This window comes from Leeuwenhoekiella sp. H156 (assembly GCF_052218455.1).
Taxonomy (GTDB): Bacteria; Bacteroidota; Bacteroidia; order Flavobacteriales; family Flavobacteriaceae; genus Leeuwenhoekiella; species Leeuwenhoekiella parthenopeia.
In genome coordinates, this window is record NZ_CP197499.1 from 2,372,633 (window position 1) to 2,395,811 (window position 23,179).

At 43.3% G+C, this 23,179-nt stretch carries 20 protein-coding genes; 6 read left to right on the top strand and 14 right to left on the bottom strand.

Annotated features, from left to right (window positions below):
* Nucleotides 1-95 precede the first annotated feature (95 nt).
* The 3 genes from prfA to ACSSS3_RS10315 are packed head-to-tail and all read left to right on the top strand — an operon-like array spanning nucleotide 96 to nucleotide 2,810.
* Nucleotides 96-1,172 (top strand): peptide chain release factor 1, encoded by a 1,077-nt coding sequence (gene prfA / locus ACSSS3_RS10305; RefSeq protein WP_442844549.1) that lies wholly within the window; start codon nucleotides 96-98, stop codon nucleotides 1,170-1,172.
* Between the two features lie 18 nt (nucleotides 1,173-1,190).
* Nucleotides 1,191-2,012, top strand: coding sequence for an orotidine-5'-phosphate decarboxylase (gene pyrF, locus ACSSS3_RS10310; protein WP_442844550.1), 822 nt, complete (start codon nucleotides 1,191-1,193; stop codon nucleotides 2,010-2,012).
* A gap of 18 nt (nucleotides 2,013-2,030) precedes the next feature.
* Entirely contained in the window at nucleotides 2,031-2,810 is a 780-nt protein-coding gene (locus ACSSS3_RS10315) for an ABC transporter substrate-binding protein (protein ID WP_228231156.1), read from the top strand.
* A 51-nt stretch (nucleotides 2,811-2,861) separates the two neighbouring features.
* Here the strand turns inward: ACSSS3_RS10315 and ACSSS3_RS10320 are convergent, their stop codons facing one another.
* The 5 genes from ACSSS3_RS10320 to purU all read right to left on the bottom strand — a co-directional run bounded on the left by ACSSS3_RS10320 (nucleotide 2,862) and on the right by purU (nucleotide 10,294).
* Nucleotides 2,862-4,220 carry a RagB/SusD family nutrient uptake outer membrane protein gene (locus ACSSS3_RS10320; protein ID WP_442844551.1) on the bottom strand — a complete coding sequence of 453 codons (1,359 nt, stop codon included), beginning with the start codon at nucleotides 4,218-4,220 and terminating at the stop codon, nucleotides 2,862-2,864.
* 10 nt (nucleotides 4,221-4,230) lie between these two features.
* Nucleotides 4,231-7,260 carry a SusC/RagA family TonB-linked outer membrane protein gene (locus tag ACSSS3_RS10325; RefSeq protein WP_442844552.1) on the bottom strand — a complete coding sequence of 1,010 codons (3,030 nt, stop codon included), beginning with the start codon at nucleotides 7,258-7,260 and terminating at the stop codon, nucleotides 4,231-4,233.
* A 382-nt stretch (nucleotides 7,261-7,642) separates the two neighbouring features.
* The gene (locus ACSSS3_RS10330; RefSeq protein WP_442844553.1) at nucleotides 7,643-8,620 is read right to left on the bottom strand and encodes a carbohydrate kinase family protein; all 978 of its coding nucleotides are present in this window, start codon (nucleotides 8,618-8,620) and stop codon (nucleotides 7,643-7,645) included.
* A 6-nt stretch (nucleotides 8,621-8,626) separates the two neighbouring features.
* Nucleotides 8,627-9,328, bottom strand: a complete 702-nt coding sequence (locus ACSSS3_RS10335; protein ID WP_228231152.1) for a DUF4197 domain-containing protein — start codon at nucleotides 9,326-9,328, stop codon at nucleotides 8,627-8,629.
* A gap of 111 nt (nucleotides 9,329-9,439) precedes the next feature.
* Complete coding sequence (purU, locus tag ACSSS3_RS10340) at nucleotides 9,440-10,294, bottom strand: formyltetrahydrofolate deformylase (RefSeq protein WP_442844554.1); 855 nt, start codon at nucleotides 10,292-10,294, stop codon at nucleotides 9,440-9,442.
* Between the two features lie 164 nt (nucleotides 10,295-10,458).
* Between purU and ACSSS3_RS10345 the strand changes: the two genes are divergently transcribed.
* Nucleotides 10,459-13,902 carry a methylmalonyl-CoA mutase family protein gene (locus ACSSS3_RS10345; RefSeq protein WP_442844555.1) on the top strand — a complete coding sequence of 1,148 codons (3,444 nt, stop codon included), beginning with the start codon at nucleotides 10,459-10,461 and terminating at the stop codon, nucleotides 13,900-13,902.
* A 327-nt stretch (nucleotides 13,903-14,229) separates the two neighbouring features.
* On the opposite strand, the gene ACSSS3_RS10350 is transcribed toward ACSSS3_RS10345, so the two are convergent.
* Together ACSSS3_RS10350 and ACSSS3_RS10355 are read right to left on the bottom strand one after the other, a co-directional pair.
* Nucleotides 14,230-14,754, bottom strand: a complete 525-nt coding sequence (locus tag ACSSS3_RS10350; RefSeq protein WP_228231149.1) for a hypothetical protein — start codon at nucleotides 14,752-14,754, stop codon at nucleotides 14,230-14,232.
* A gap of 90 nt (nucleotides 14,755-14,844) precedes the next feature.
* A complete protein-coding gene (locus tag ACSSS3_RS10355; protein WP_099644819.1) occupies nucleotides 14,845-15,228 on the bottom strand; it encodes a hypothetical protein in 384 nt (127 codons plus the stop codon).
* A 113-nt stretch (nucleotides 15,229-15,341) separates the two neighbouring features.
* Between ACSSS3_RS10355 and ACSSS3_RS10360 the strand changes: the two genes are divergently transcribed.
* A complete protein-coding gene (locus ACSSS3_RS10360; protein ID WP_442844556.1) occupies nucleotides 15,342-15,845 on the top strand; it encodes an Lrp/AsnC family transcriptional regulator in 504 nt (167 codons plus the stop codon).
* Here the strand turns inward: ACSSS3_RS10360 and ACSSS3_RS10365 are convergent.
* From ACSSS3_RS10365 to ACSSS3_RS10390, 6 genes are all read right to left on the bottom strand, one after another.
* On the bottom strand, nucleotides 15,804-17,015 hold the full coding sequence (locus ACSSS3_RS10365; RefSeq protein WP_442844557.1) for an NRAMP family divalent metal transporter: 1,212 nt from the start codon (nucleotides 17,013-17,015) through the stop codon (nucleotides 15,804-15,806). The two genes, ACSSS3_RS10360 and ACSSS3_RS10365, sit on opposite strands and share 42 nt — an antisense overlap.
* A gap of 5 nt (nucleotides 17,016-17,020) precedes the next feature.
* Nucleotides 17,021-17,572 carry an RNA polymerase sigma factor gene (locus ACSSS3_RS10370; protein WP_350355215.1) on the bottom strand — a complete coding sequence of 184 codons (552 nt, stop codon included), beginning with the start codon at nucleotides 17,570-17,572 and terminating at the stop codon, nucleotides 17,021-17,023.
* Nucleotides 17,569-18,678 (bottom strand): glycosyltransferase, encoded by a 1,110-nt coding sequence (locus tag ACSSS3_RS10375; RefSeq protein ID WP_442844558.1) that lies wholly within the window; start codon nucleotides 18,676-18,678, stop codon nucleotides 17,569-17,571. Before ACSSS3_RS10375 ends, ACSSS3_RS10370 begins: the two co-directional genes overlap by 4 nt.
* Before the next feature lie 12 nt (nucleotides 18,679-18,690).
* The gene (locus tag ACSSS3_RS10380) at nucleotides 18,691-18,891 is read right to left on the bottom strand and encodes a membrane or secreted protein (protein ID WP_099644824.1); all 201 of its coding nucleotides are present in this window, start codon (nucleotides 18,889-18,891) and stop codon (nucleotides 18,691-18,693) included.
* A gap of 88 nt (nucleotides 18,892-18,979) precedes the next feature.
* The gene (murB, locus tag ACSSS3_RS10385; RefSeq protein WP_442844559.1) at nucleotides 18,980-19,996 is read right to left on the bottom strand and encodes a UDP-N-acetylmuramate dehydrogenase; all 1,017 of its coding nucleotides are present in this window, start codon (nucleotides 19,994-19,996) and stop codon (nucleotides 18,980-18,982) included.
* The gene (locus tag ACSSS3_RS10390; protein WP_442844560.1) at nucleotides 19,996-21,186 is read right to left on the bottom strand and encodes a pyridoxal phosphate-dependent aminotransferase; all 1,191 of its coding nucleotides are present in this window, start codon (nucleotides 21,184-21,186) and stop codon (nucleotides 19,996-19,998) included. The genes murB and ACSSS3_RS10390 overlap by 1 nt, the downstream gene beginning before the upstream one ends.
* 110 nt (nucleotides 21,187-21,296) lie before the next feature.
* Between ACSSS3_RS10390 and ACSSS3_RS10395 the strand changes: the two genes are divergently transcribed.
* Nucleotides 21,297-22,670: an aspartyl protease family protein gene (locus tag ACSSS3_RS10395; protein WP_442844561.1), complete on the top strand. Its 1,374-nt coding sequence runs from the start codon at nucleotides 21,297-21,299 to the stop codon at nucleotides 22,668-22,670.
* Nucleotides 22,671-22,720: 50 nt separating this feature from the next.
* Here the strand turns inward: ACSSS3_RS10395 and ACSSS3_RS10400 are convergent, their stop codons facing one another.
* Nucleotides 22,721-23,107 carry a DUF1573 domain-containing protein gene (locus ACSSS3_RS10400; protein WP_228231142.1) on the bottom strand — a complete coding sequence of 129 codons (387 nt, stop codon included), beginning with the start codon at nucleotides 23,105-23,107 and terminating at the stop codon, nucleotides 22,721-22,723.
* Nucleotides 23,108-23,179 lie beyond the last annotated feature (72 nt).

Sequence of the window (23,179 nt, forward strand, 5' to 3'; positions counted from 1 at the left end):
TTTTAAAATCAACGCGCACCATCTTTGGATACATTGGTTTTAATAAATGAATAAACCTTTATTTTTGCGTAAATTCGCGTGCAATTAAAATTCCCATGTTAGACAGACTAAACTTTATAAAACAGCGCTTTGATGAGGTGAGTGATTTAATCATTCAGCCCGATGTGATCAGCGATCAAAAGCGTTATATAGAACTCAATAAAGAATATAAAGACTTGCGCGCCATAATGGATGAGCGCGAAAAGTACATTCAGCTTACACAGCGTATTGAGGAAGCCGAAGAAATCATTGCAGACGGTAGTGATCCTGAAATGACCGAAATGGCCAAAATGCAGCTTGAAGAAGCTAAACAAGCCAAACCCGGACTTGAGGAGAAAATACGCTTTATGCTGGTTCCTAAAGATCCCGAAGATGCCAAGAATGCGGTGATGGAAATCAGAGCCGGAACCGGAGGTGACGAGGCCAGTATATTTGCCGGAGACCTCTATCGTATGTATATGAAATACTGCGAGAGCAAAGGCTGGAAAACCAGTACTATTGACTACAGTGAAGGCACCAGTGGCGGCTTTAAAGAAATTCAGGTAGAAGTTACCGGTGAAGATGTCTACGGAACACTGCGCTTTGAAGCCGGTGTACACCGCGTACAACGTGTACCGCAAACCGAAACTCAGGGACGTGTGCACACCAGTGCTGCAACCGTGATGGTATTTCCGGAAGCAGAAGAATTTGATGTGGAAATTGATCCTAAAGAAGTGCGTATCGATTATTTCTGTTCGTCAGGGCCGGGTGGTCAGTCTGTTAATACCACCTATTCTGCAGTGCGTTTAACACACCTTCCTACCGGGCTTGTTGCACAATGTCAGGATCAGAAATCGCAGCATAAAAACAAGGAAAAGGCCTTTAAAGTACTGCGTTCACGTCTCTATGATATGGAGCTTGCCAAGCGCCAGGAAGAAGAGTCGGCAAAACGGGGTTCAATGGTTACCAGTGGCGACCGTAGTGCTAAAATACGCACCTACAATTACCCACAGGGGCGGGTAACAGATCACCGTATTAACCTGACGCTTTACGATTTGTCAAACATTATTGATGGGGATATTCAGCGTATTATAGATGAGCTACAGCTGGTAAGCAATACCGAAAAGCTGGCCGAAGGCGGAGAATCTATATAATTATTAAAGCATCAGGACGTGACTTTGCAGCAACTCGTAGAACAAATTAAAATTAAAAAATCGGTACTTTGTGTAGGTCTTGACACCGATCTCGATAAAATACCTATGCATCTTTTGGAGGAAGAAGATCCTATTTTCGCCTTCAATAAAGCGATTATTGATGCCACACACCACTACGCAGTTGCTTACAAGCCCAATGCCGCTTTTTATGAGGCATACGGTTTAAAAGGCTGGGAATCCTTAGAGAAAACCATTAGGTATCTGAATTCAAAATTTCCGGAGTGTTTTACGATTGCAGATGCTAAACGCGGTGATATTGGCAATACTTCAAGCCGTTATGCCAAAGCATTTTTTGAAGATCTGGGTTTTGATTCGGTAACGGTTGCTCCATATATGGGTAAAGATTCAGTCGAGCCTTTTTTGGCATTCGCCGAAAAGTTTACCATAATGCTGGCGCTTACTTCTAATCCCGGAGCATTTGATTTTCAGACTCAGAAAATTGAAGCCGAAGAATTGTATAAACGGGTTTTGAAAACCTCAAAAACATGGAAACATAGCGATAGATTGATGTATGTCGTGGGAGCCACAAAGGCCGAATATCTTGCTGAAATACGCCAGATTATCCCTGAAGCTTTCTTGCTTGTTCCGGGAGTGGGGGCACAGGGCGGAAGCGTTGACGAGGTGTTTAAGTATGGCGCAACACAAGATGCCGGACTCCTAATCAATTCATCCCGCGGTATTCTTTACGCTTCAAAAGAAAGGGATTTTGCTGAGGCGGCAGCCGCTGAAGCACAAAATTTACAAAGCCAGATGGCCACTCATATCGAGAAGTTGGGTTAAAATCCGAGCTTTGATGTTATGAATGATCAATTAGGCCGTATACTTACTTTAACATCTTCTCCACAGCGCATAGTTTGTCTGGTTCCCAGTCTTACCGAACTTCTGGTTGATTTAGGCCTTGAAAACCGTCTCGTAGGAATAACCAAGTTTTGCGTACATCCGAATGAGTTGCGTACTAAAAAAACGGTCGTGGGTGGAACAAAAACTATTCACCTCGACCGTATCGCAGCGCTCAAGCCCGATTTTATACTGTGCAATAAAGAAGAAAATACTCCTGAAATTGTAGAAAGTTGCTCAGTATTAGCGCCTGTTTATGTTTCAGATATCATAAGTTTTGAGGATGTCTATGCTTTGCTTGCTGATCTGGGTGAATTATTTCAGATGGAGTCAAAAACGAATCAGCTTACGCAAGAGTTACAAAACCGTATTTCAGTTTTCCAAACCAAAACAGTTTATCTGCAAAAGCGGTCTGTTGGCTACCTGATTTGGAATGATCCGCTTATGGTAGCAGGTAATGACACTTTTATTAATAGTATCCTCAATCTTCTGGGCTTGCGGAATGCTTTCGCACACAAAAAAGATCGGTATCCTGTTATTGGTCGAAATGACCTCAAACTGCTTGATATTGTTTTGCTCTCCTCCGAACCCTTCCCTTTTAAAGAAAAGCATATTGAGGCTTTTAAACAAAACACTCAGGCAGAGATTATTTTGGTAGATGGCGAATATTTCAGTTGGTACGGTACCCGGCTTTTACCGGCGTTTGATTATTTTGAGAAATTACTTGAAGCTATAAACTAAAAAAAACGCCATCCTTATGAGATGGCGTTTTTGCATTCTTTTTGAGCTAAATTAAGAACCGTATCCGGGATTTTGCTCAATTAAATTATTGGTATCCATTTCGTTTTGCGGAATAGGTAGTACCAAACGGGGAGAGTCATAAGGAAGATCATCAACCGCGCTTTGTGTGCGCTTCAGATCCTGAAGCAAGAAACCTTCAAAAGCGAGTTCCAGTTGACGCTCCAGTAGAATATCTGCCTGAGTAAGCGGTCCTGCAACAGGGTCTGCATTTGCCCTTACTCTTAACTTGTTAATATCTTCTACAGGGGTAGCTCCTACCGTCGTGTTCTCTATAATATTACCTTCAGCACGAATTAGGTACATTTCTGCAAGTCTTGATATTACGACATTGGCAAATTGATTGGTATACTTAGCAGTAAGATCATCGCCGAAATCGCCAATAGTTATAAAATTAGCACGATCATCTTCAGGATCGTCAAAAAGATCGAAGTATTCAGCATTTAGAGTTATATCTCCTCCACGGCCTCCATTATCCTGAGAAGCATAGAAGGTAATCAAATCATTATCACCGGTCTGATTGGTTACCTGAAATGCAAAAAGATCTTCACTGCTGTTTGCATCGTTGTTAAAGGCATCAGCAAACGTTTCGGTAAGCTCTGCACCGCTGTTTTCGATAACATCATGGGCGGCATCACGCGCCGCTGCATAATTTTGCATTTGCAGATATACTCGTGCTCTCAAAGCCTGCGCTGCGTACTTAGAAGCAAAAATGTCGTTGCTTGAAGGTAGATTTGAGTAAGCATCTTCAAGATCAGCTAAAATTTGTGCATATATTTCTTCTACGCTAGCGCGTGAGGCAGGTAATGGGGTTCGGTAGTCTTCATATCCGATAAGCCTTAAAGGAACTCCAGGTTGTGTGTTTGATACCCCTGCTTCGTAAGGCAGTGCCCAAAGAGTAATTAGGGAAAAATAATTTAAAGCCCTGAGGTATTTAGTTTCTCCTTCAATTCTATTTTTTGCACCACTACTGGTGACTACATCTAAGTTATCTAGAATCAAGTTGGCCTGGTTAATTACCTCATAATTTTTAGCCCAAGTGTCACTAACAAAACTATTATCTACAAGAATACTTTTTCGAATAAATTGTCTTGGAGCTACAAAAGTGCCAAACCAGCTAACCTGATCAGAATTACCCAAAAGGTCATTGGTGATTTGTATATCTCCACCAAATGCCACGCTCTGTCCGGAATCTTCATAAATTCCTATTAGTAGTGCCTGAATGTTTGCTTCTGTAGCAAGGGCAAGTGACCCATCGATACTCTGTCTTGGATTTATTTCCAGGTTGTCATCGCAACTGCTAAGACCTATGGCGATGATTAGTAAAATGTAATAGTTATATATTTTTTTCATTGCCTTTTTTTTAAAATTTCACATTAAGTCCCATAGAGAACGTACGGGCCGGTGGGGCCGAGTAGAAAGATACTCCGACACCCCCGGCATCACTCGTAGATTCAGGATCGTAATCAGCGTCAAAGTCTGTAAAGGTTAGCAGGTTAACCCCGGTAACATAGACACGTACTTTTGAAAGTCCATAACGTTCAATAGCTTCCTGAGGTATAGTATATCCCAATGTGGCATTACGCAAGCGTACAAAATCGGTACGGTCCAGGTATCTAGTAGATCTTGCAGTACCATTTCCGCCAAATAAGCGCGCTTGAGGAACGTCGGTAATGTCACCCGGTTGTCTCCAGCGATCAGTATATTGATCAAGAGTTTGGTTGTCAAAATAATCTGCACTAGCTGATTGAAAGCGACCACCATCGTTAAAAATGGAAGCTCCAAACTCTCCCTGAAACGTAAATGAAAAATCTACATTTAAGAAGTTGAAGGTATTGGTCAAACCGCCGTACCATTCCGGGAATGGGTTTCCTGCGACAATACGGTTAGCTGCATTAGGATTGTTAGTAGTTTCTTTATTTAGGCTTCCGTCTGGATTTACAGAATTCACATAATAAAGACCATCTCCATTAGCCGGGTCAACACCGGCAAATTCTAAAACATATAATGAATTTACAGGCTCTCCTACACGTTGAATGTTACGGCCGGTAATGATGTCGTTATTGTCATTGGGCAAAGATAAAATCTCATTTTTATTGTTTGAAATATTGAAACTGGTACTCCATTGGAAGTTTTCAGCCTGAATATTGTCTGTGTTCAATATAAATTCCCATCCTTTATTCTCGAGTTCGCCTATATTGCTGCTTATACTGAGAGCTCCAGAACTTGGTACAAGAGGAACATCAAACAGTAATCCGTCTGTATTTTTGTGGTAATAATCGATTTCCCCCGAAATCTTTCCGTTAAGGAAACCAAATTCTAGACCTATATCTGTTTGAGTGGTAGTTTCCCAGGTTAAATCAGGATTTCCGGGTTGTGAAAAGGAAATTCCCGCTTTCTGGTTATAAGAAACAGACTCAAATAAATAGCGTGAAGGGAAGTTGCCAATGTCAGCATTCCCAGTTTTACCCCAGCTTCCGCGTAATTTTAAATAGGATAGTACATCAGAATCTTTTAAAAATCCTTCTTCTGAAATAATCCAACCTGCCGAAAATGCAGGGAATATACCGTAGCGTTCATTGGCTCCAAAACGGGAAGATCCGTCTCTACGAATACTGGCTTTTAAAAGGTATTTACCGGCGTAATCATATGTGGCGCGAGCAAATAATGAATAAAAAGCATTTGCGGTTTCAGACCCTTCTCCGGCTACAATTTGGGCACCTCCACTTACGGTTTGGAAATCATCTGAAGGGAATTGGTTTGCGGTAACGCTTTCAAAACGTCTGGTTGTTTCGTTTAACTCGGTACCGGCTACAGCACTTATAGTATGAACATCGCCAAAGGTTTTGTCATAACTTAAAAATCCTGATACGATGTAATTTTCGGCATTTACACTGCTGGCAAAGGCTTCACCATTTGTAGATTGAAATGGAGTTTGACTGCCTCTGAAGTTGTCTTCGGTTTGGTAGAATAAATCGTAAGCAAAGTTTCCATTGATTTTAAGACCATCCAGAATTTCATAATCCCCAAAAGCACGCCCGTTAACTCTGCGAAGGATAGTTTTATAATACGCGAATTTGTCTTCGAGAAGGAAATTAGCATAGAGTGTGTTCTCATTGATTGAGCCATCCTCTAAATAAGCCGGAGACAATTGAGGCTGGGCGATGGCTTGCAATGGAGTGGTAAACTGATTATCGTTTGCAATACGGTCAATATCTGTACGCGAAAAACTCAGGTTCATTCCCACATTAAAACGCTCGCTGAATTTGTGGCTGATGTTTGTACGACCGTTAAAACGTCTTAAGGCATTACCTCGTACAATACCTTTAGTTTCATTCATAGAACCAGCGAAGAAAATCGAGGTTTTGGCAGTACCACCGCTCATAGAAAAATCGGCATCAGAAACCGAACCATTTTGAAAAGCAAGTGCCTGCCAGTCTGTATTTACTGGATTTGTACGCCAGTCTGTATCTGCGGCAAGGAAATCAAAAATACCTTCAATATAATCTACCGCTTCAGCCTGGTCTGCAAACTCCCCGTAATCTACCGCATTTATAGCAGCTTCACGAAATAACTCAATATACTGAGTGCCAGATAACCATTCCCGGGTATTGGTAGGCTCACTAAAACCGTGACTGATATTCACAGAAAACTCTGCTTTACCTTCTTTTCCGGTTTTGGTAGTAATGATAACGACACCATTTGCACCTCGTGCTCCATAAATCGCAGCAGAAGAAGCGTCTTTAAGTACTTCAATCGATTCAATTTCATTAGGACTGATTGAAAGCAAGGGGTTTGTTGGAGCTCCGTTACTGGATTCGTTTGCATTATACAGTGGGATCCCATCCAATACATAAAGCGGTTGTGTTCCAGCTGTGATACTGGTCGCACCGCGCACACGAATATTAAGACCTCCTTCGACCTTACCATTGTTTTGGGTGATTTGTACCCCGGCAGCTTTACCTACGAGTGCACTTTGAAAGTTAGAAACAGGAACTTCGTCAATGTCTTCGGCACTTAGTTTGACGATATTGTCAGTAAGCGTACGTTTACTTTGGGTACCGTAACCTACAACTAGAATTTCATCAAGTTCATCAGCGCTGGTTTGAAGGGTAACATTATAGCTTGAACCTGTGCCTACTGTTACCTGTTGATTTTTAAAGCCAAGATATGAAAACACAAGTACAGACCCCTCTTCAGCATTTAGGGTATAGTTTCCATCAAAATCGGTTTGGGTTCCACTGTTGGTGTCCTGCACTGCAATATTCACACCGGGAAGTGGCATTCCCTGTTCGTCCGTAACTGTTCCCGAGACGCTTTTCGTTTGGCTAAAAGCAAGGGAACAGGTAAGCATCAAAATGAAGCCTAGATAAAAAGGTAATTTGTTCTTCATATTAAAGGGTTTTAGTTAGAATACAGCTATTACCCCAAAACAAAAGGAAGTTATAATGATCAGAGCTTAGGGATAAAACTGTCATAAAGCGCTAAAATAAACCAAAAAAAAGTACAAAATCTACCCTAAGAGGTAATCGAGAACAGGTGTATGATACTGCAACAGCAGTGACCGAATGAGTTTTTAAATATTTTACAATAAAGAGCGCTAAAATTTAAAAATCATTAATATTTTGAATGGAAAATGACGAATTTATAAAAAACCAGATGAAGAAAATACGCAATCGATTTCTGTTAAACTATCACAAAAAGCGGATTGAAATAGGTTGTCGAAATCAATAGGCTATTAAAACTTTTTTTAAGGGCTGATTTATTTACAGACTCTAAGAATAATGCTGCTCCCGAATAGCTTCAGTTTCTTCTGCAGTTTTAAAAACATCCCAGCCTTTGCCTTGCGTGCGTCGTGCGCCTAAAATATTGGCGTATTGACCGGCTCGCACAGGGTCATTGTATTTTGCAAAGCCATAAGCGAGTCCGCCCGCAAAGCTGTCTCCGCAGCCGGTGGTATCTACCACTTTATCAACTTTGACAGAAGGAATCCAGTCTTTTTTAACCTTCCCGTCCTGCATATGGTAAAGAATACAGCCCCGCGAATCCATGGTAACGTAGAAATAGGAAACTCCTTTTTTCAAAACGTGTTCAGCCAGGTCATCCAGGTGTTCTGTGGCGTTTTCGTCATAAATAGAAGGGATTTCGTGCTCATATTCGCGTGCGAAAGACATACACTGCGACTCTTCAAGATTCATTTTTAGCACGTCTATGTAGGGTAACCATTCATCCCGGTCAACCCAGAATTTTCTATGCCGGTGACCTTTCACATCCATTGCCGTGGTTGCGCCGTGCGCATCAAAAATGATTTTGCCTTTACTGTGTTTTTTGATGTGCTTCAAGGTGCTCAGGCTGATTTCAAAATCGGTAATGGGCACAAACACAAAGGCATCAGCGTCCAGATGTTGTTTTATATGCTTCGGGCGTATCGGGTTCATACACGCCAGCTGCTTTTCCTCCCGGTTATTTTGGTCCTTAAAATCGAGTAAAATAACAGTGCCTCGATCTTCTTTACTGTTTATACCTTCAAGGCTTACATTGGTAAATGTTGCAAATTCTTCAGCGATACCTGCCTCATCTTTTTGGTGAATATTGGTAACGGGTACCACGCTGCCTTCGTCAGCGAGGAGTTTTGATAATGCGATTACCGGGTGCGTTACACAACCGTAACGCATAATGATGTCATTTTCATACGTTGAAATGGTATCCCTTGGGATGGGACCTGCGACAACTATTTTTAAAGGCTTACTCATAATTTTTTAATCTTGAAGTGCAAAAACCCGTTTTAATAAAGCCGTAGTACGCGCAGCAAAATTATTGCGAATATCTTTTTCCTCAACCGCTATCATCGTATAAACTCCCTTCAGGGCTTCGTTGGTGACGTAATCGGTGAGGTCGGGGTTAACGTCATTGGTAAGGGGTAAGGCATTGTACCGGGTAATAAGGTCTGTCCAGATTTTGTCGGCACCTACTTTGCTGAAGGAATTTTGAATCACCGGATTGAATTTTGCATACAGCGCAGTTTGCGTCCGGTTTTGCAAATAACTTGTTGCAGCGGTGTCGTTACCCAGCAGAATATTTTTAGCATCGGTAAAGGTGATGCCTTTCACAGCATCCACAAAAATAGGAGTTGCTTCACTCACAGCGTCTTCGGCAGCGCGGTTAAGCACTTTTAAACCTTCGTCAGCCAGGCTGCCTAACCCCACATTTCTAAGCGTGCGATCTACTTTTTGAAGTTCTTCGGGTAATAGGATTTTCACAAGCTGATTGCCGTAAAAACCATCTTTTTGGGTGAGTTTGCTAACTTGTTTTTCGATACCAAAATCAAGAGCCTGACGCAGACCGCTGGCGATGGTGGCATTATCTACACCTACCTGATTGGGCAGGCTGTCAACGACAGATTGCAATTCGGCGCACGCGCTTAGTGTGAATATAAAAACAAGAGCAATTATTTTTTTCATGAAAAAGGGCTAAGTAATTGATTTTAAGTTTTCGCTTTTGCGAAAAGCAAACAGGTACAATCCTGCCTATACCTGAGTTAAGTTAAGCTATTCTCTTAAGATTAAAAAACCTTAGGCAAAAATCACCGTTTTGTTGCCGTAGACCAAAACCTTGTGCTCAATATGCGCCTTGATTGCGCGCGCGAGTACCACTTTTTCCAGATCTCGGCCTTTTAAGATGAAATCCTGAACCGAATGTACGTGAGAAACCCGAACGATTTCCTGCTCAATGATGGGGCCTTCGTCTAAATCTGCCGTGACGTAGTGGCTGGTGGCACCTATGATTTTTACTCCACGCTCAAAAGCCGCGTGATAGGGCTTGGCACCAATAAATGCCGGAAGAAACGAATGGTGAATATTAATGATCTGGTGTTTGAACTGCGACACAAAATCATTGGAAACAATTTGCATATAACGGGCCAGTACAATCAAATCGATTTTGTTGTCCCGTATGATGCGTATTTGTTCGGCTTCCGCCGCTGCCTTGGTTGCTTTAGTAACCGGAATGAATTTAAACGGAATGTCAAAGCGTTTGGCCACGATCTCTAAGTCTGGATGGTTGCTGATGATGAGCGGGATTTCTACTTCCAGTTCACCTGAAGCATTTCGCCCTAAAAGATCATAAAGGCAGTGATCGTACTTCGAGACAAACAATGCCAGGCGTGGCTTATGCAGAGCATCATAGAGCTGGTATTTCAGTTGGTAATCGGCCTCAAACTGGTTAACAAATTGCTTTTCAAATTGCGCCAGGCTAAAATCGGGTTCGTCAAACTCAGCTTCAACCCGCATAAAAAACACACGTTCCTCGCGATCCACATGCTGATCGAGATACACGATGTTTCCTTGTTTTTCTAAAATAAACTGCGTGATGGTGGTTACAATCCCCTTGCGGTCAGGGCAATTGATTAAAAGCGTAATTTTCTGCATAATATGGTGATGCGGTTAGTTACAACCTGTATTTTTAGCCGATGTTTTGATTAAAGCTAATCTAGAAAATTACCTTCCAATTTAGAATATTAATACTGTAAAATAAATGCTATTTAGGTAGCAATTATTTAATTTAGTAGCCTCTGTAAAGTAAAATATTACGAATGAATCAAATCAAGCCCTATTCGCCTACTCATAAAGTACGTATCGTAACCGCAGCCTCTCTTTTTGACGGTCACGATGCTGCCATCAACATCATGCGCCGCATTATTCAGTCTACCGGGGTCGAAGTCATTCACCTGGGCCATGACCGCAGCGTGGAGGAGGTTGTGAATACTGCTATTCAGGAAGATGTGCAGGCAATCGCCATGACTTCCTATCAGGGCGGGCATACCGAATATTTTAAATATATGTATGACCTGCTTCAGGAAAAAGGAGCGGGGCATATCAAAATTTTCGGCGGTGGCGGCGGTGTGATCCTTCCCGAAGAGATCGAGGAGTTGATGAATTATGGCATTACCCGCATTTATGCACCCGATGATGGGCGCGAAATGGGTTTGCAGGGAATGATTAATGATTTGGTGGAGAAAGCCGACTTTAGTCCCCCCGCCCCCAAAGGGGGAGTTGATCTAAAAGAGAGGCTCGGGCAAAAGGAAGTGAACACGATTGCGCGCTTAATCTCTACAGCAGAAAATGATCACGATAGCTTCTTAGAGCTATTTAAGTTTGAGAACAAACCAGAGAAGACTCCTGTTTTGGGAATTACCGGGACCGGTGGCGCCGGTAAATCATCATTGGTTGACGAACTCGTACGCCGCTTTCTGACCGATTTTCCAGAGAAAACCCTTGGGATTGTGTCTGTCGATCCTTCAAAACGGAAAACCGGCGGAGCACTCTTAGGAGACCGAATTCGTATGAATGCGATCAATTCACCACAGGTGTATATGCGTTCGCTGGCGACCCGTCAGAGCAATCTGGCCCTTTCTAAACACGTGCAGGAAGCGGTTGAGGTGCTTAAAGCGGCTGAATATGATTTGATTATTCTGGAAACCAGTGGTATTGGTCAGAGCGATACCGAAATTCTGGATCACAGCGATGTCTCGTTGTATGTGATGACTCCTGAGTTTGGTGCAGCCACACAGCTCGAGAAAATCGACATGCTTGATTTTGCAGATTTGGTTGCCATTAACAAGTTCGACAAGCGCGGGGCGCAGGACGCCTTGCGCGACGTTAAAAAACAATATATGCGCAATCATCAATTGTGGGATACTCCGCAGGATGATTTGCCCATCTACGGCACTATCGCCAGCCAGTTTAATGATCCCGGAATGAATCGCCTGTACAAAGCGATTATGGATATGTTGGCCACCAAAACCAATGCCGGTCTGAAAAGCACGTTTGAGATCAGTGATGAGATGTCTGAAAAGATATTTGTGATCCCACCGGCACGTACGCGCTACCTTTCAGAAATTGCCGAAAACAACCGCAGTTATGATGCTACCGCTCTCTCACAAAGTGCCGTGGCACAAAAGCTTTTTGGTATTTATAAAACCATTGAAACAATTACCGGTAAAAAGCCTGATTTAGATAAGACAGGTCTTGCCATAGCGGAAGATTTACAGGATGGTGATTTGGCTAAACTTTTACTGGCCGAATTTGATAAACTTAAAATGGATCTCGATCCCTACAATTGGGAAGTGATTACCGGCTGGGAAGAGAAAGTCAACCGTTATAAAAATCCGGTTTATACCTTTAAAGTACGGGACAAAGAAATTAAAATAGATACGCATACCGAATCGCTTTCCCATCAGCAAATTCCTAAAGTGGCTTTGCCAAAATATGAGGCCTGGGGTGATATTTTAAAGTGGGTATTGCAGGAAAACGTACCGGGAGAGTTCCCATATACGGCCGGACTATATCCTTTTAAACGCACCGGCGAAGATCCTACCCGAATGTTTGCGGGCGAGGGTGGTCCCGAGCGTACCAACCGCCGTTTTCATTATGTGAGTATGGGTTTGCCGGCAAAACGGCTTTCTACGGCTTTTGACAGTGTGACGCTTTACGGTAATGACCCCGATCACCGCCCCGATATTTACGGAAAAATTGGGAATGCCGGGGTGTCTATCTGCTGTCTGGATGATGCCAAGAAGCTGTATTCGGGCTTTGATCTGTCAAATCCGATGACTTCGGTGAGTATGACCATTAATGGGCCTGCGCCTATGCTGCTGGGCTTTTTTATGAATGCGGCAATCGATCAGGCTTGTGAGAAATACATCAGGGAAAACGGGCTGGAAGATGAGGTTGAAGCAAAGCTGAAAGCAAACTACGACGACAAAGGTCTGGAGCGTCCCAAATACCAGAATTTTTCTACCGAGGCCAAGCAGGCTGAAGGGACCCTGCCGGAAGGAAACAACGGTCTGGGACTTATGCTGCTGGGTATTACCGGAGATCAGGTGTTGCCAAAACCCGTTTATGAAAAAATAAAAGCTGAAACCATCAGTCAGGTGCGAGGTACCGTACAGGCCGATATTTTAAAGGAAGATCAGGCGCAAAACACCTGTATTTTTTCTACGGAATTCGCGCTGCGTCTTATGGGCGATGTGCAGGAATATTTTATTGAAAATCAGATTCGTAATTTCTATTCGGTTTCTATTTCGGGCTATCACATTGCGGAAGCGGGAGCGAATCCCATCACGCAACTGGCATTTACACTGGCAAATGGTTTTACTTATGTAGAATACTACCTGAGCCGTGGGATGGATATCAATAAATTTGGTCCCAATCTTTCGTTTTTCTTTAGCAACGGGATTGATCCGGAATATGCGGTGATTGGGCGTGTGGCGCGTAAGATTTGGGCGAAAGCTTTAAAGCTTAAATACGGTGCCAACTCCAGAGCGCAAATGCTGAAGTATCACATACAGACTTCGGGTCGCTCGTTGCACGCGCAGGAAATTGACTTTAACGACATACGCACCACATTACAGGCATTGTATGCGATTTACGACAATTGCAATTCGCTGCATACCAATGCCTATGATGAGGCGATTACAACGCCAACTGAAGAAAGCGTGCGCCGTGCGATGGCGATACAGCTGATTATCAATAAGGAATTAGGTTTGGCTAAAAATGAAAATCCCATTCAGGGTGCTTTTATTATTGAAGAACTAACCGACCTGGTGGAAGAAGCCGTATTGCTTGAATTTGATCGTATTACCGAAAGAGGCGGAGTACTTGGCGCGATGGAAACCATGTACCAGCGCAGTAAAATACAGGAAGAAAGCCTGTATTACGAAACCCTGAAGCACAACGGGGAATTCCCGATTATCGGGGTGAATACGTTTTTGAGCAGCACCGGTTCGCCTACCGTAAAACCTATGGAAGTCATCAGAGCTACCGAAGCTGAAAAACAGGCGCAAATTAAAACCCTTACGCAGCTGCACAAGGCTTATGAAGACAAAGCCCAAAAAGCGTTGGAAGGCATACAAAACGCGGCAGTTCAAAATGAGAATATCTTTGAACACCTGATGGAAGCCACCAAGGTTTGTTCTTTAGGTCAAATCACCAGCGCCCTTTTTGAAGTAGGAGGGCAGTATAGGAGAAATATGTAAGCAGAGAGCCACTAGTTCCAAGGCTTTGCCGAAGGAAATAGTGTGCGAATCGCTTACCCTGAGCGAAGCCGAAGGGTTTTTAATTCTTATTTGAAATTTAGACCTCACAGGTTTTTAAAACCTGTGAGGTCTTTTTTTTAACTAGAATTTCTCTTGTAAACCCGCGTGAGGGATAGTAGCGGAAATCCTGTTTTTGCCGTCAGGCAAAAATAGATTGCAGCGTATAGCCCGACCCGCAGGGGTACGCCCAAATGCAAACTAGTAGACTTCGTACTATAGATTCCGGGGGTCTAATCTCTAAAATCTATAGTCCCAAGTCTAGCATATCTAATCCTCAAAATCAAAATCATCGGGATCGAAGGGTATATCGTCATCCGGGTCGGGATCGTCGTAGTTCACTCCCGGCGGATTAAACAAGCCCCAGCGGTCTATGATGTAATTCCACGGGTCAAAAGTCTGCACCCACTGGGCAAATAAAACCCGGAAATGCTCAATCTCGTCGCGCAGTAAATCGAGGTATTCGGTTTCTTTAAAGCCATACATCTCGAGTCCGGTCATATGCGTGGCGAGTTCGCGGGCGCATTTGCGAATGATCGCGGCCTTTTCCATTTTGATGTCGTAGAGATCGCAGTTCCACGCGCCGGCAATTTTTGCGGGTATGATTGAAGCATCTTCCCGGATATAAATCGCATGGCTGCGCAGGATTTCCTGTTCTTCAGGCGTGTCGCTCTGCAATTCGTAAGACGAGGCGATTTCGGCAATGCGGTTGGCAAGCTTTAAAATTTCGTAGGCTTTTTGGTATAACGGGCTTGAACGGTAATCCTCATAAGGAGTATCATCTTCTGAAGACATGTTTTTTGGATTTTGTGCTGTATCCCTAAAATAGGGTTTTCTTAAGGAATAGACAGAGGCGGGCGTAGAAAAATAAAAAGGAATCCTGCTTTATAGCGTCATCATCCACTTGCGCTGCAGTCTGCGGAATTTGCGCAACTCGATTCTAAGGATGTTGAGAAAATCTTTACCGTTGCTTTCGGCACGCTCCAGGCGCTCGCAAGTGCTGTAGAGGCGTGCAGTAAGCCGCTCTAGAGAGGCTGCGTAACGCAGGCGGTCATCCTGAAAAACCTGACTTTCGGCTTTCAATATTTCGGGTGCCAGTGAGTCTGAGTCCCGAACGATATCTCCGGAAAAGTAGACGTACGGATTCTCGCTTCCATTGCTTTGCAACGGAGCTAAATCGTAAACCAGATAGCTTGAAATAGAGCGCGATAGCTTCAGAATTTCCTGTGCCTGGTTGTATAGTTTACTATTTAACGGAGTGTATCTCATAATTTTAAAACTCACTCAAATTTACCTGAATTCACAGAGTTTTGTATGTAGTAATTAAATTTTAGATGTACATTTACTTTAAAATTTAAAGTAAAAATGATTTTTTATTTAAAATGCAAATAGACGCCACAAATTGGAAAATACTGCAAATCTTGCAGCGCAATGCGCGTATGTCTGTAAGTGCGATAAGCCGCGAAGTGGGAGTTACGTCACCGGCTGTTGCAGAACGCATTCGTAAAATGGAGGATGCAGGGGTTTTAATTGGCTATAAAGCCGAAGTTTCGCACATAGGTTCGGGACATCAGCTTAAAGCCATCATTACCCTGCGCGCTTTTATGGGTAGGCTTAAACCGTTTTTAGAGAAAGTGCACGACTTTACAGAAGTGCTCAATTGTTATCGCATCACGGGTAACGAAAATATTTTTATGGAAGTGGTGCTGTTTGACCAGTTTCATCTGGAAGAATTTATAGACAAGCTCATCACGTATGGTGAGACCAAAACGCATATTGTATTGTCTACCGTGATTGAAAATGCGCCTATACGCACCCGCAGGGAAGATCGCGAAAAGCTGAAATTAAAGAGTGCTCAAGTACCAAATCCCAAAGGCAATCAATAAGACAATACCCACCCAGCTGGCAATTTTAAGTGCGGTACTGGGGCGATCTTCTTGGGCGACATCTTCAGAATTCATTGCAAAAAAGTTTGCAATCGCAAAAAAGGGAGCGGTTAAAAATGAAGGAATGGTAGCAATCTCCACCAGTCTGCCCATTTCGCTGGTTAAAAAGAATAGAATACAAACGGTACCGGAGATCAAAACGAGCATCCAGGCCGCATAACCTCGTTTTTGTGTTTTGCCTGTAAGCAACTCGAGGGTTTTATTCATCGCCCGGGGCGAAGCGTCAAGCGTGGTCAGCGTAGTGCTGAACATGGTGGTAAGCGCTGCCAGGCCTATGATGTAAAACGCCCAATTGCCGAGACTGCTGGTATACATATCAATAAGCTGTTTGGCAAATGCTCCGCCGCTGGCGCTAAATGATTCGCCCGAATTGTTCATAATAAGGGCTCCAAGGCTTATAAAACAGGCGCCAACAATAATGGTTCCCAAAAAGCCGATGTTGAAATCAAACACGGCCGACTTGCGGGTGATTTTACCTTCTTTGGCTTTCTCTAGAGACCAAAGCGAATGCCAGATCGAAATATCGAGCGGCGCAGGCATCCAGCCCATAAAGGCGATTAAAAAAGCGATTCCAATAGTGTCTGTGGGGATGATTTGCTCGAAAGATACGGGCTGATGGGGTTCAAAACCCGCAATTAGAACCGCAGCTAGAGTACTTATTGTAAGTGTGATCACAATCACCTTCATCAGTTTGTCTAAAAAAGAATATCGGCCTACTAGTAAGATAGCCGCACAACAGGCGGTGACAATGAGAGACCAGGTGGTAATGCTCCAGTCCATCCCGAAGATATAGGTCGCAATACCAGCGGTCACAATGGTTACCGCTGTTTGAATGGTAAACATCGTAAGCAAATTGATGATGAAATAAAGCACCAATAACGGCTTACCCAGCTTAAGATAACCCTCAAGCAAACTGGTGCCGGTGGCAGCTGCGTAACGTGGGCCAAACTGAAAAAACGGATATTTTATGAGGTGTATGAGTACCAAAGCCCATAACAGACCCAAACCATAGTCGGCACCGGCACGGGTAGACTGTACCAAATGCGAGACGCCTATTGCCGCCCCGGCGAACAAAAGCCCGGGTCCCAGCTGCCTGAGCAGGTTTTTCATACGTGTTATTGATTTTTCTTGATCGAGTCTGAAAGTAGACGTCTTGCCCGCAGGAGTTTCACCTTCACGTTGCCCAAAGGTTCGTCAAGTTTCTGCGCCATCTCTTTATAACTCATTTCCTGAAAGTAGCGCAAATTGATCATTTCCTGATAATGCGGTTTCAATTTTTTTATCAGGGTTTGCAATTCAGAGAGGTTTTGCTCGGTAATCAGCGCGTCTTCGGCGGTTGGATTTTCGTCAATTACTTTATTGAGCTGATTGTCTTTTTCTAGATGCCGCTGTCTGCTTTGCTCTTTTCGGAATAAATCGATCTGAAGATTTTTAGAAATCGTAATGAGCCAGGTGCCAAACTGATAACTGCTGTCGTAGGTGTGCAGCTGATTAAAGGCTTTTGAAAACGTCTGAATGGTTATTTCTTCAGCTTTAAAATCGTCCTGAGTGCGCGCCAGCTGAAAGTTGTAAACCAGATTCCAATGCGAGTTAAGCAGGTAGTTGTAGGCTGCCTGATTTCCGCACTGTGCTTCCGTGATTTTTTGATCTAAAAGAGGTTTATTCAATTCCAACGCCGGGGTTTTACTACAATATTACTTATAAAAATAAGCATTTGCACGCTTATCATAAAAGGCTCAAGAATAAGTGTATACAAAGCTAAATTTCGTTCTTTGAGTCGGATGCTGACTTTAACTATTACACGCAATACCAAAAGCTCCCTAAAAATTAACAAAACAGGCAGGACAATAGACCCATACCCTACAGTTAATGACGCTATTGCCAGAGAGTAAAATGCCAATTGCGAGATATAAAATAAGCCCAACTGCAGCTGGTGCTTCGGTTTATACAGATGCGAAACACCAATGTGCCTTCGCTTTTGAATAAACCAGGATTTCCAGCTTTTTTCGGGTTCAGAACGCGTAAATGCATCGGGGTTTAAACAAATGGCAACGTTCTCCCGTGTGGCATTTTGGTTTACAAACAAATCGTCGTCCCCGGCCTTGTGGTGCAGATGCTTTTTAAAACCTTCCGCCCGGTTAAAGAGTTCTTTGGTGTACGCCAGATTGCGCCCCACGCCCATATAGGCATTTTTTGCTTTCGCGTAGGCGAAATATTGCATCGCCGTAAAAAGCGTTTCAAACCGAATGAGGGTATTGAGCACAGATCTTTGGTACGTTCTGTAACCACCATAACCTAAAACGATCTGCTTTTTCCCGATAATTTTTTCAGTCATTAAGCTTAGCCAGTCTGAAGATACCGGGGTACAATCGGCATCTATAAGCAGTAGCTTGTCGTATTGCGCTTTATGTACAGCCTGGGTGATTCCGGCTTTTTTACCATATACTGACTGCAGATTGATAATGTGAGTATTCGGGTTTCGCAAAGCGAAAGCATTCAGGATATCAAGGCTGTCGTCTGTGCTGTGGTCGTTGACGAAAATGATTTCAAATACGGGATAATTTTGCTTTGCAAGGCACTCCAGCAGCGCCGGAAGATTTGGTGCCTCGTTTTTAACGCAGCTGATTATACTTACGCCGGAATCAGATTTGGAACTTTTAGTTTTTGATTCCTTAGAAAAAATCCAAAAACGGGAAAAATAAAGGTAATACGCGCAATTGAGTAATGTGAAACCTGCCAAAAGCAGAACCAGCACATCGGGCAGCGCGCTCAAAAGAAGCCAGTGTTAAGCTTTTGGAGTGGAGCAATCGCCAATCTCATCGGGCATTTTGCCACACATCCCGCAAGCCTCACCAGATTTATTGAGGTAGGGGTTTTGGCTGGCACAGGTGCCTGCAAACTTTCCGTCTTTTTTAGCCCAGATTTTTATAGCAATCCCGGCAAAAGCAAGACCTAGTAGTACAAGTGTGATTAATAGAAGTTTCATACTGTAAAATTTGATACAAAGATACGAACTGACGAGCTGAAGCGCAAAGAATACGCTGTTTAGCTGTGCGTTAAAATAGCGGTAAAACTTATTCGATGATGTTTACTTCGGGATCTATGGTAATACCAAACTGCTGCTGTACCTGTTCTTTAACATGAAGTGCCAGCTCCCAGATTTCGGCGCCCGTGGCATTGCCGTAGTTAACCAAAACCAGCGCCTGATTTTTGTGTACCCCTGCGTCGCCAAAGCGTTTCCCTTTAAAGCCGGCCTGCTCTATAAGCCAGCCTGCCGGTACTTTTACGGACGTTTCCGATACGGGATAATGCGGCATTTGCGGGAATTTTTCTTGTAAATTTTCAAATTGCTCCCGCGAAATGATCGGATTCTTGAAAAAGCTTCCGCTATTACCCAGTTCTTTTGGGTCAGGTAGTTTTGACGATCGAATGGCGATCACGGCATCAGCGATATCTGCGATCCCCGGATTTTCGATTCCTTTTGCTTCCAGCGTTTCCTGAATGGCGCCGTATTCGGTATGAAGCTTGTGATTGGCTTTGGTCAACTTAAACGTCACCGAGGTAATCACAAAACGATCTTTCAGTTCATTTTTAAACACCGATTCGCGGTACCCAAAATTACATTCAGCTAGCGAAAAGCTGCGTTCTTCAAGATTTTTTCGGTCTATAGCTGTGCATTCATAAAAGACATCTTTAAGCTCAACCCCGTATGCACCTATGTTTTGCACGGGTGCGGTACCGGTATTGCCGGGAATAAGCGCCAGATTTTCAACACCGCCATAGCCGTGCTCCACGCAGTACATCACAAATTGATGCCAGTTTTCACCCGCGGCAACCTGTACCCAAACCTCCTCTTCGGTTTCTTTAACAAGCTCAATTCCTTTAAGGGCCACGTGAACCACCAGACCGTCTATATCTTTTTTAAGCAGCATATTGCTTCCGCCTCCTAAGATAAAAGGATCTGGGTAGTCGGGATGACTTAGGGCTTCCTTGAGCTCTTCTTTAGAAGTTACCGCAATAAAAGCTTCCGCCTTTGCGGGGATGCCAAAGGTATTGTGTTCTTTTAGTGAAAACTGATGCTGTAGGTTCATTAATCTTTATACAGACTAAGGGCTTCCTTCAATAAGGCAACAGCTTCGATTAGGTCTTCCTTTTTCAATACATAAGCGATACGTACCTGATTAAGGCCTTCGCCGGGTGTCGAGTAAAAACCGGCAGCAGGAGCAACCATCACGGTTTTTTTATTGTGTTCAAAAGATTCCAGTAACCACTGCGCAAAATCATCTGAATTTTTTACAGGTAACTCCGCAATACAGTAAAAGGCGCCTTTTGGTTTTGCAACGCGCACGCCCGGAATAGCCTCAAGACCGGCAACAAGCGTATCTCTGCGGTCTACATATTCTGAAATAACCTCGTCAAAATAAGATTGTGGCGTATCTAAAGCAGCTTCACTCGCAATTTGGGCAAGTGTTGGCGGACTCAAACGCGCCTGTGCAAATTTCATCGCAGTAGCCATAAATGCTTTATTACGACTCACCAGGCAGCCTATACGGGCACCACACATCGAAAACCGCTTGGAAACCGAATCAATCATGATCGTGTGCTCATCAATTTCGCGCTGGTTTAAGACTGAATTGTGCTGCAAACCGTCATAAGCAAACTCGCGATACACCTCGTCTGCAATCAGAAAAAGATCATGTTTTTTAACCAGTTCAGACAGTTGGTCAAGTTCTTCTTTGCTGTACAGGTAACCGGTAGGATTGCCGGGATTGCAAATCACGATCGCTTTGGTTTTTGGAGTGATTTGTTTTTCAAACTCGGCGATAGCAGGTAAAGCAAATCCGCTTTCAAAAGAAGAAATCACCGGTTTCACAGTCACACCCGAAGCTGTGGCAAAGCCATTATAGTTCGCGTAAAAAGGTTCGGGGATGATGATCTCATCTCCGGGATCTGTAATGCTTCCCATAGCAAAAAGCAAAGCTTCAGAGCCACCGGTAGATACGATGATGTCATTTGCAGTGATCTCAATCCCCTGCTTGCCATAGTATGCGGCAAGTTTTTCGCGATAGCTCAAAAAGCCTGCAGAATGACTGTAAGACAACACTTCAATATCCGCATTTTTTACGGCATCAAGGGCGTGCTTTGGCGTCTTAATATCGGGCTGGCCAATGTTGAGTTGGTGTATTTGAATACCTCTGGCTTCGGCAGCTTCGGCATAAGGTACCAGTTTACGTATAGGCGATTGAGGCATATCCTGCCCCTTTTGAGATAACTGTGGCATGTTCTTTTTCTTTAGGCTGCAAATTTGCGAATTATAAACGAGAAAATAATTTGAAACAGATGCTTAAAATTATCCTCTAAAAATGGTAAATTGATACAAAAGAGCGCGTTATGGTGAGGTTTGTATATTTTTTAGCTGTATTATTTACATTTTTAATAGGAAAAGAGGCGTTTGGGCAGGGAACTTTTAAATTGCCCGAAGGAGCGAAGCGCTTAAAAATAAAGGCAGATGTTGTCAATAATCTGGTTATTATACCCATTACGGTAAACGATGTTGAGCTTTCTTTTCTTTTAGATACCGGCGTGCGTTCTACAATTTTGTTTGGGATTGATTCTGATGAGGATCTTAAGCTGAATAACCAATCTACCGTATGGCTTACCGGTGCAGGCGATGGCGAGCCTACCGAAGCTATAAAATCTACCCACAACATCATCAGCATTGGCGAGTCTACGGCGATTGACCAGATTGTCTATTACATCCCCGATAGCGAGACTAATTTTTCGCCCAGACTGGGATTTGCTGTTCACGGAATTATAGGCTACGAACTCCTTAAGGATTTTGTTGTTGAGGTAGATTATCAGCGGGAATATGTGAAGTTGCACGATCCGGACCATTTTAAATCTTCGCGATACCGCTCTGATTCTGCAGTGGCCTTAGAGCTGATTGCAGGTAAACCTTACATCGATCTTGAAATTTTGGGCGAAAATGATGCGGAGATCGCCACAAAACTGTTGCTCGATTCGGGTAGTGGTGATGCCTTATGGCTATTTGAAAATGAGCAAAAGGGAATTCAGGTTTCTGAAAACGCATTCAAAGATCATCTGGGTTTAGGTCTCAGTGGTGAAGTTACCGGTTACCGCTCCCGTTTACCCCGGCTTGAACTCGGGGATTATACGCTAAACGAAGTCAATGTGGCTTACCCCGATACCACATCATTAAATTATTTGCGCGGAATGAATTTCAGAAACGGGAGTCTGGGGTCAGAAATCCTGAAACGCTTCAAGGTGGTGTTTGACTATCAAAATCAGCTGATGTATCTGCAAAAGAATCGTTTTTTTGATGAGCCTTTTAGGTATGATCGTAGTGGTCTTGTAGTGCAGCATACCGGTTTTGAATTGGTGACTCATTTAGATTATCGAATTTCTAAAGAGCAGAACATGACCGAAGCTTCGAAAGGAGCCTGGAGTAACGATGGGTCCCGAAATAGTATCTTTTTGGAAACCAATATGGTTCAGTTTCCTCAATTTAAATTAAAACCGAATTATGAAATCGCGGCTATTCGCGAAGATTCTCCCGGGGCGGAAGCTGGTTTGAGCGTGGGTGATAAGCTTATTAAAGTAAACGGAAGGGCAGTTGCTAATCTCAAGCTTGAAGAAATCACCCGATATTTTTACAGGGATGAAGGTTCGGTTTTGAAGCTTCAGGTAGACCGAAACGGGATGGTGTTTAATTGCAAGCTGAGGTTGAGAAAGATTTTAGAATAAACAAAAAAGCGGCTCATCGAGCCGCTTTGGTATAGTATAAGGTGTAAGGTCTAATTATCTGCCGGAAGCAGGTTCCCTTTAATTTTAAGGGTGTACGGTTCTGCAGAGGCATTGGTATAAACCGTTATCGTTTTGCGGATAGGTCCCGCTGCGCGACTGGTGTCATACTTCACTTTAATGACTCCGCTTTCTCCTGGAGCTATCGGGTCTTTTGGAGGACTTGGTACTGTGCAGCCACAAGTAGAATAGGCTTTTGAAATAACCAAAGGTGCATCTCCGGTGTTGGTGAACTTAAACTCGCGTTCACCATCTGAGCCGTGCACGACATCACCATAATCAATAACATCTGTTTCAAATGTGATGGCTGCTTTTTTCTCCTGAGCCTGAAGGCCTAATGTCATCAAACCAACGGCAAGTAGTAAAACAATTTTTTTCATAATTCTAAGTGTTATTAGAGTCTAAAATTAAACTTAATCTGTGGTCTTTGCAAAGAGTTGCCTCTTTTTCAT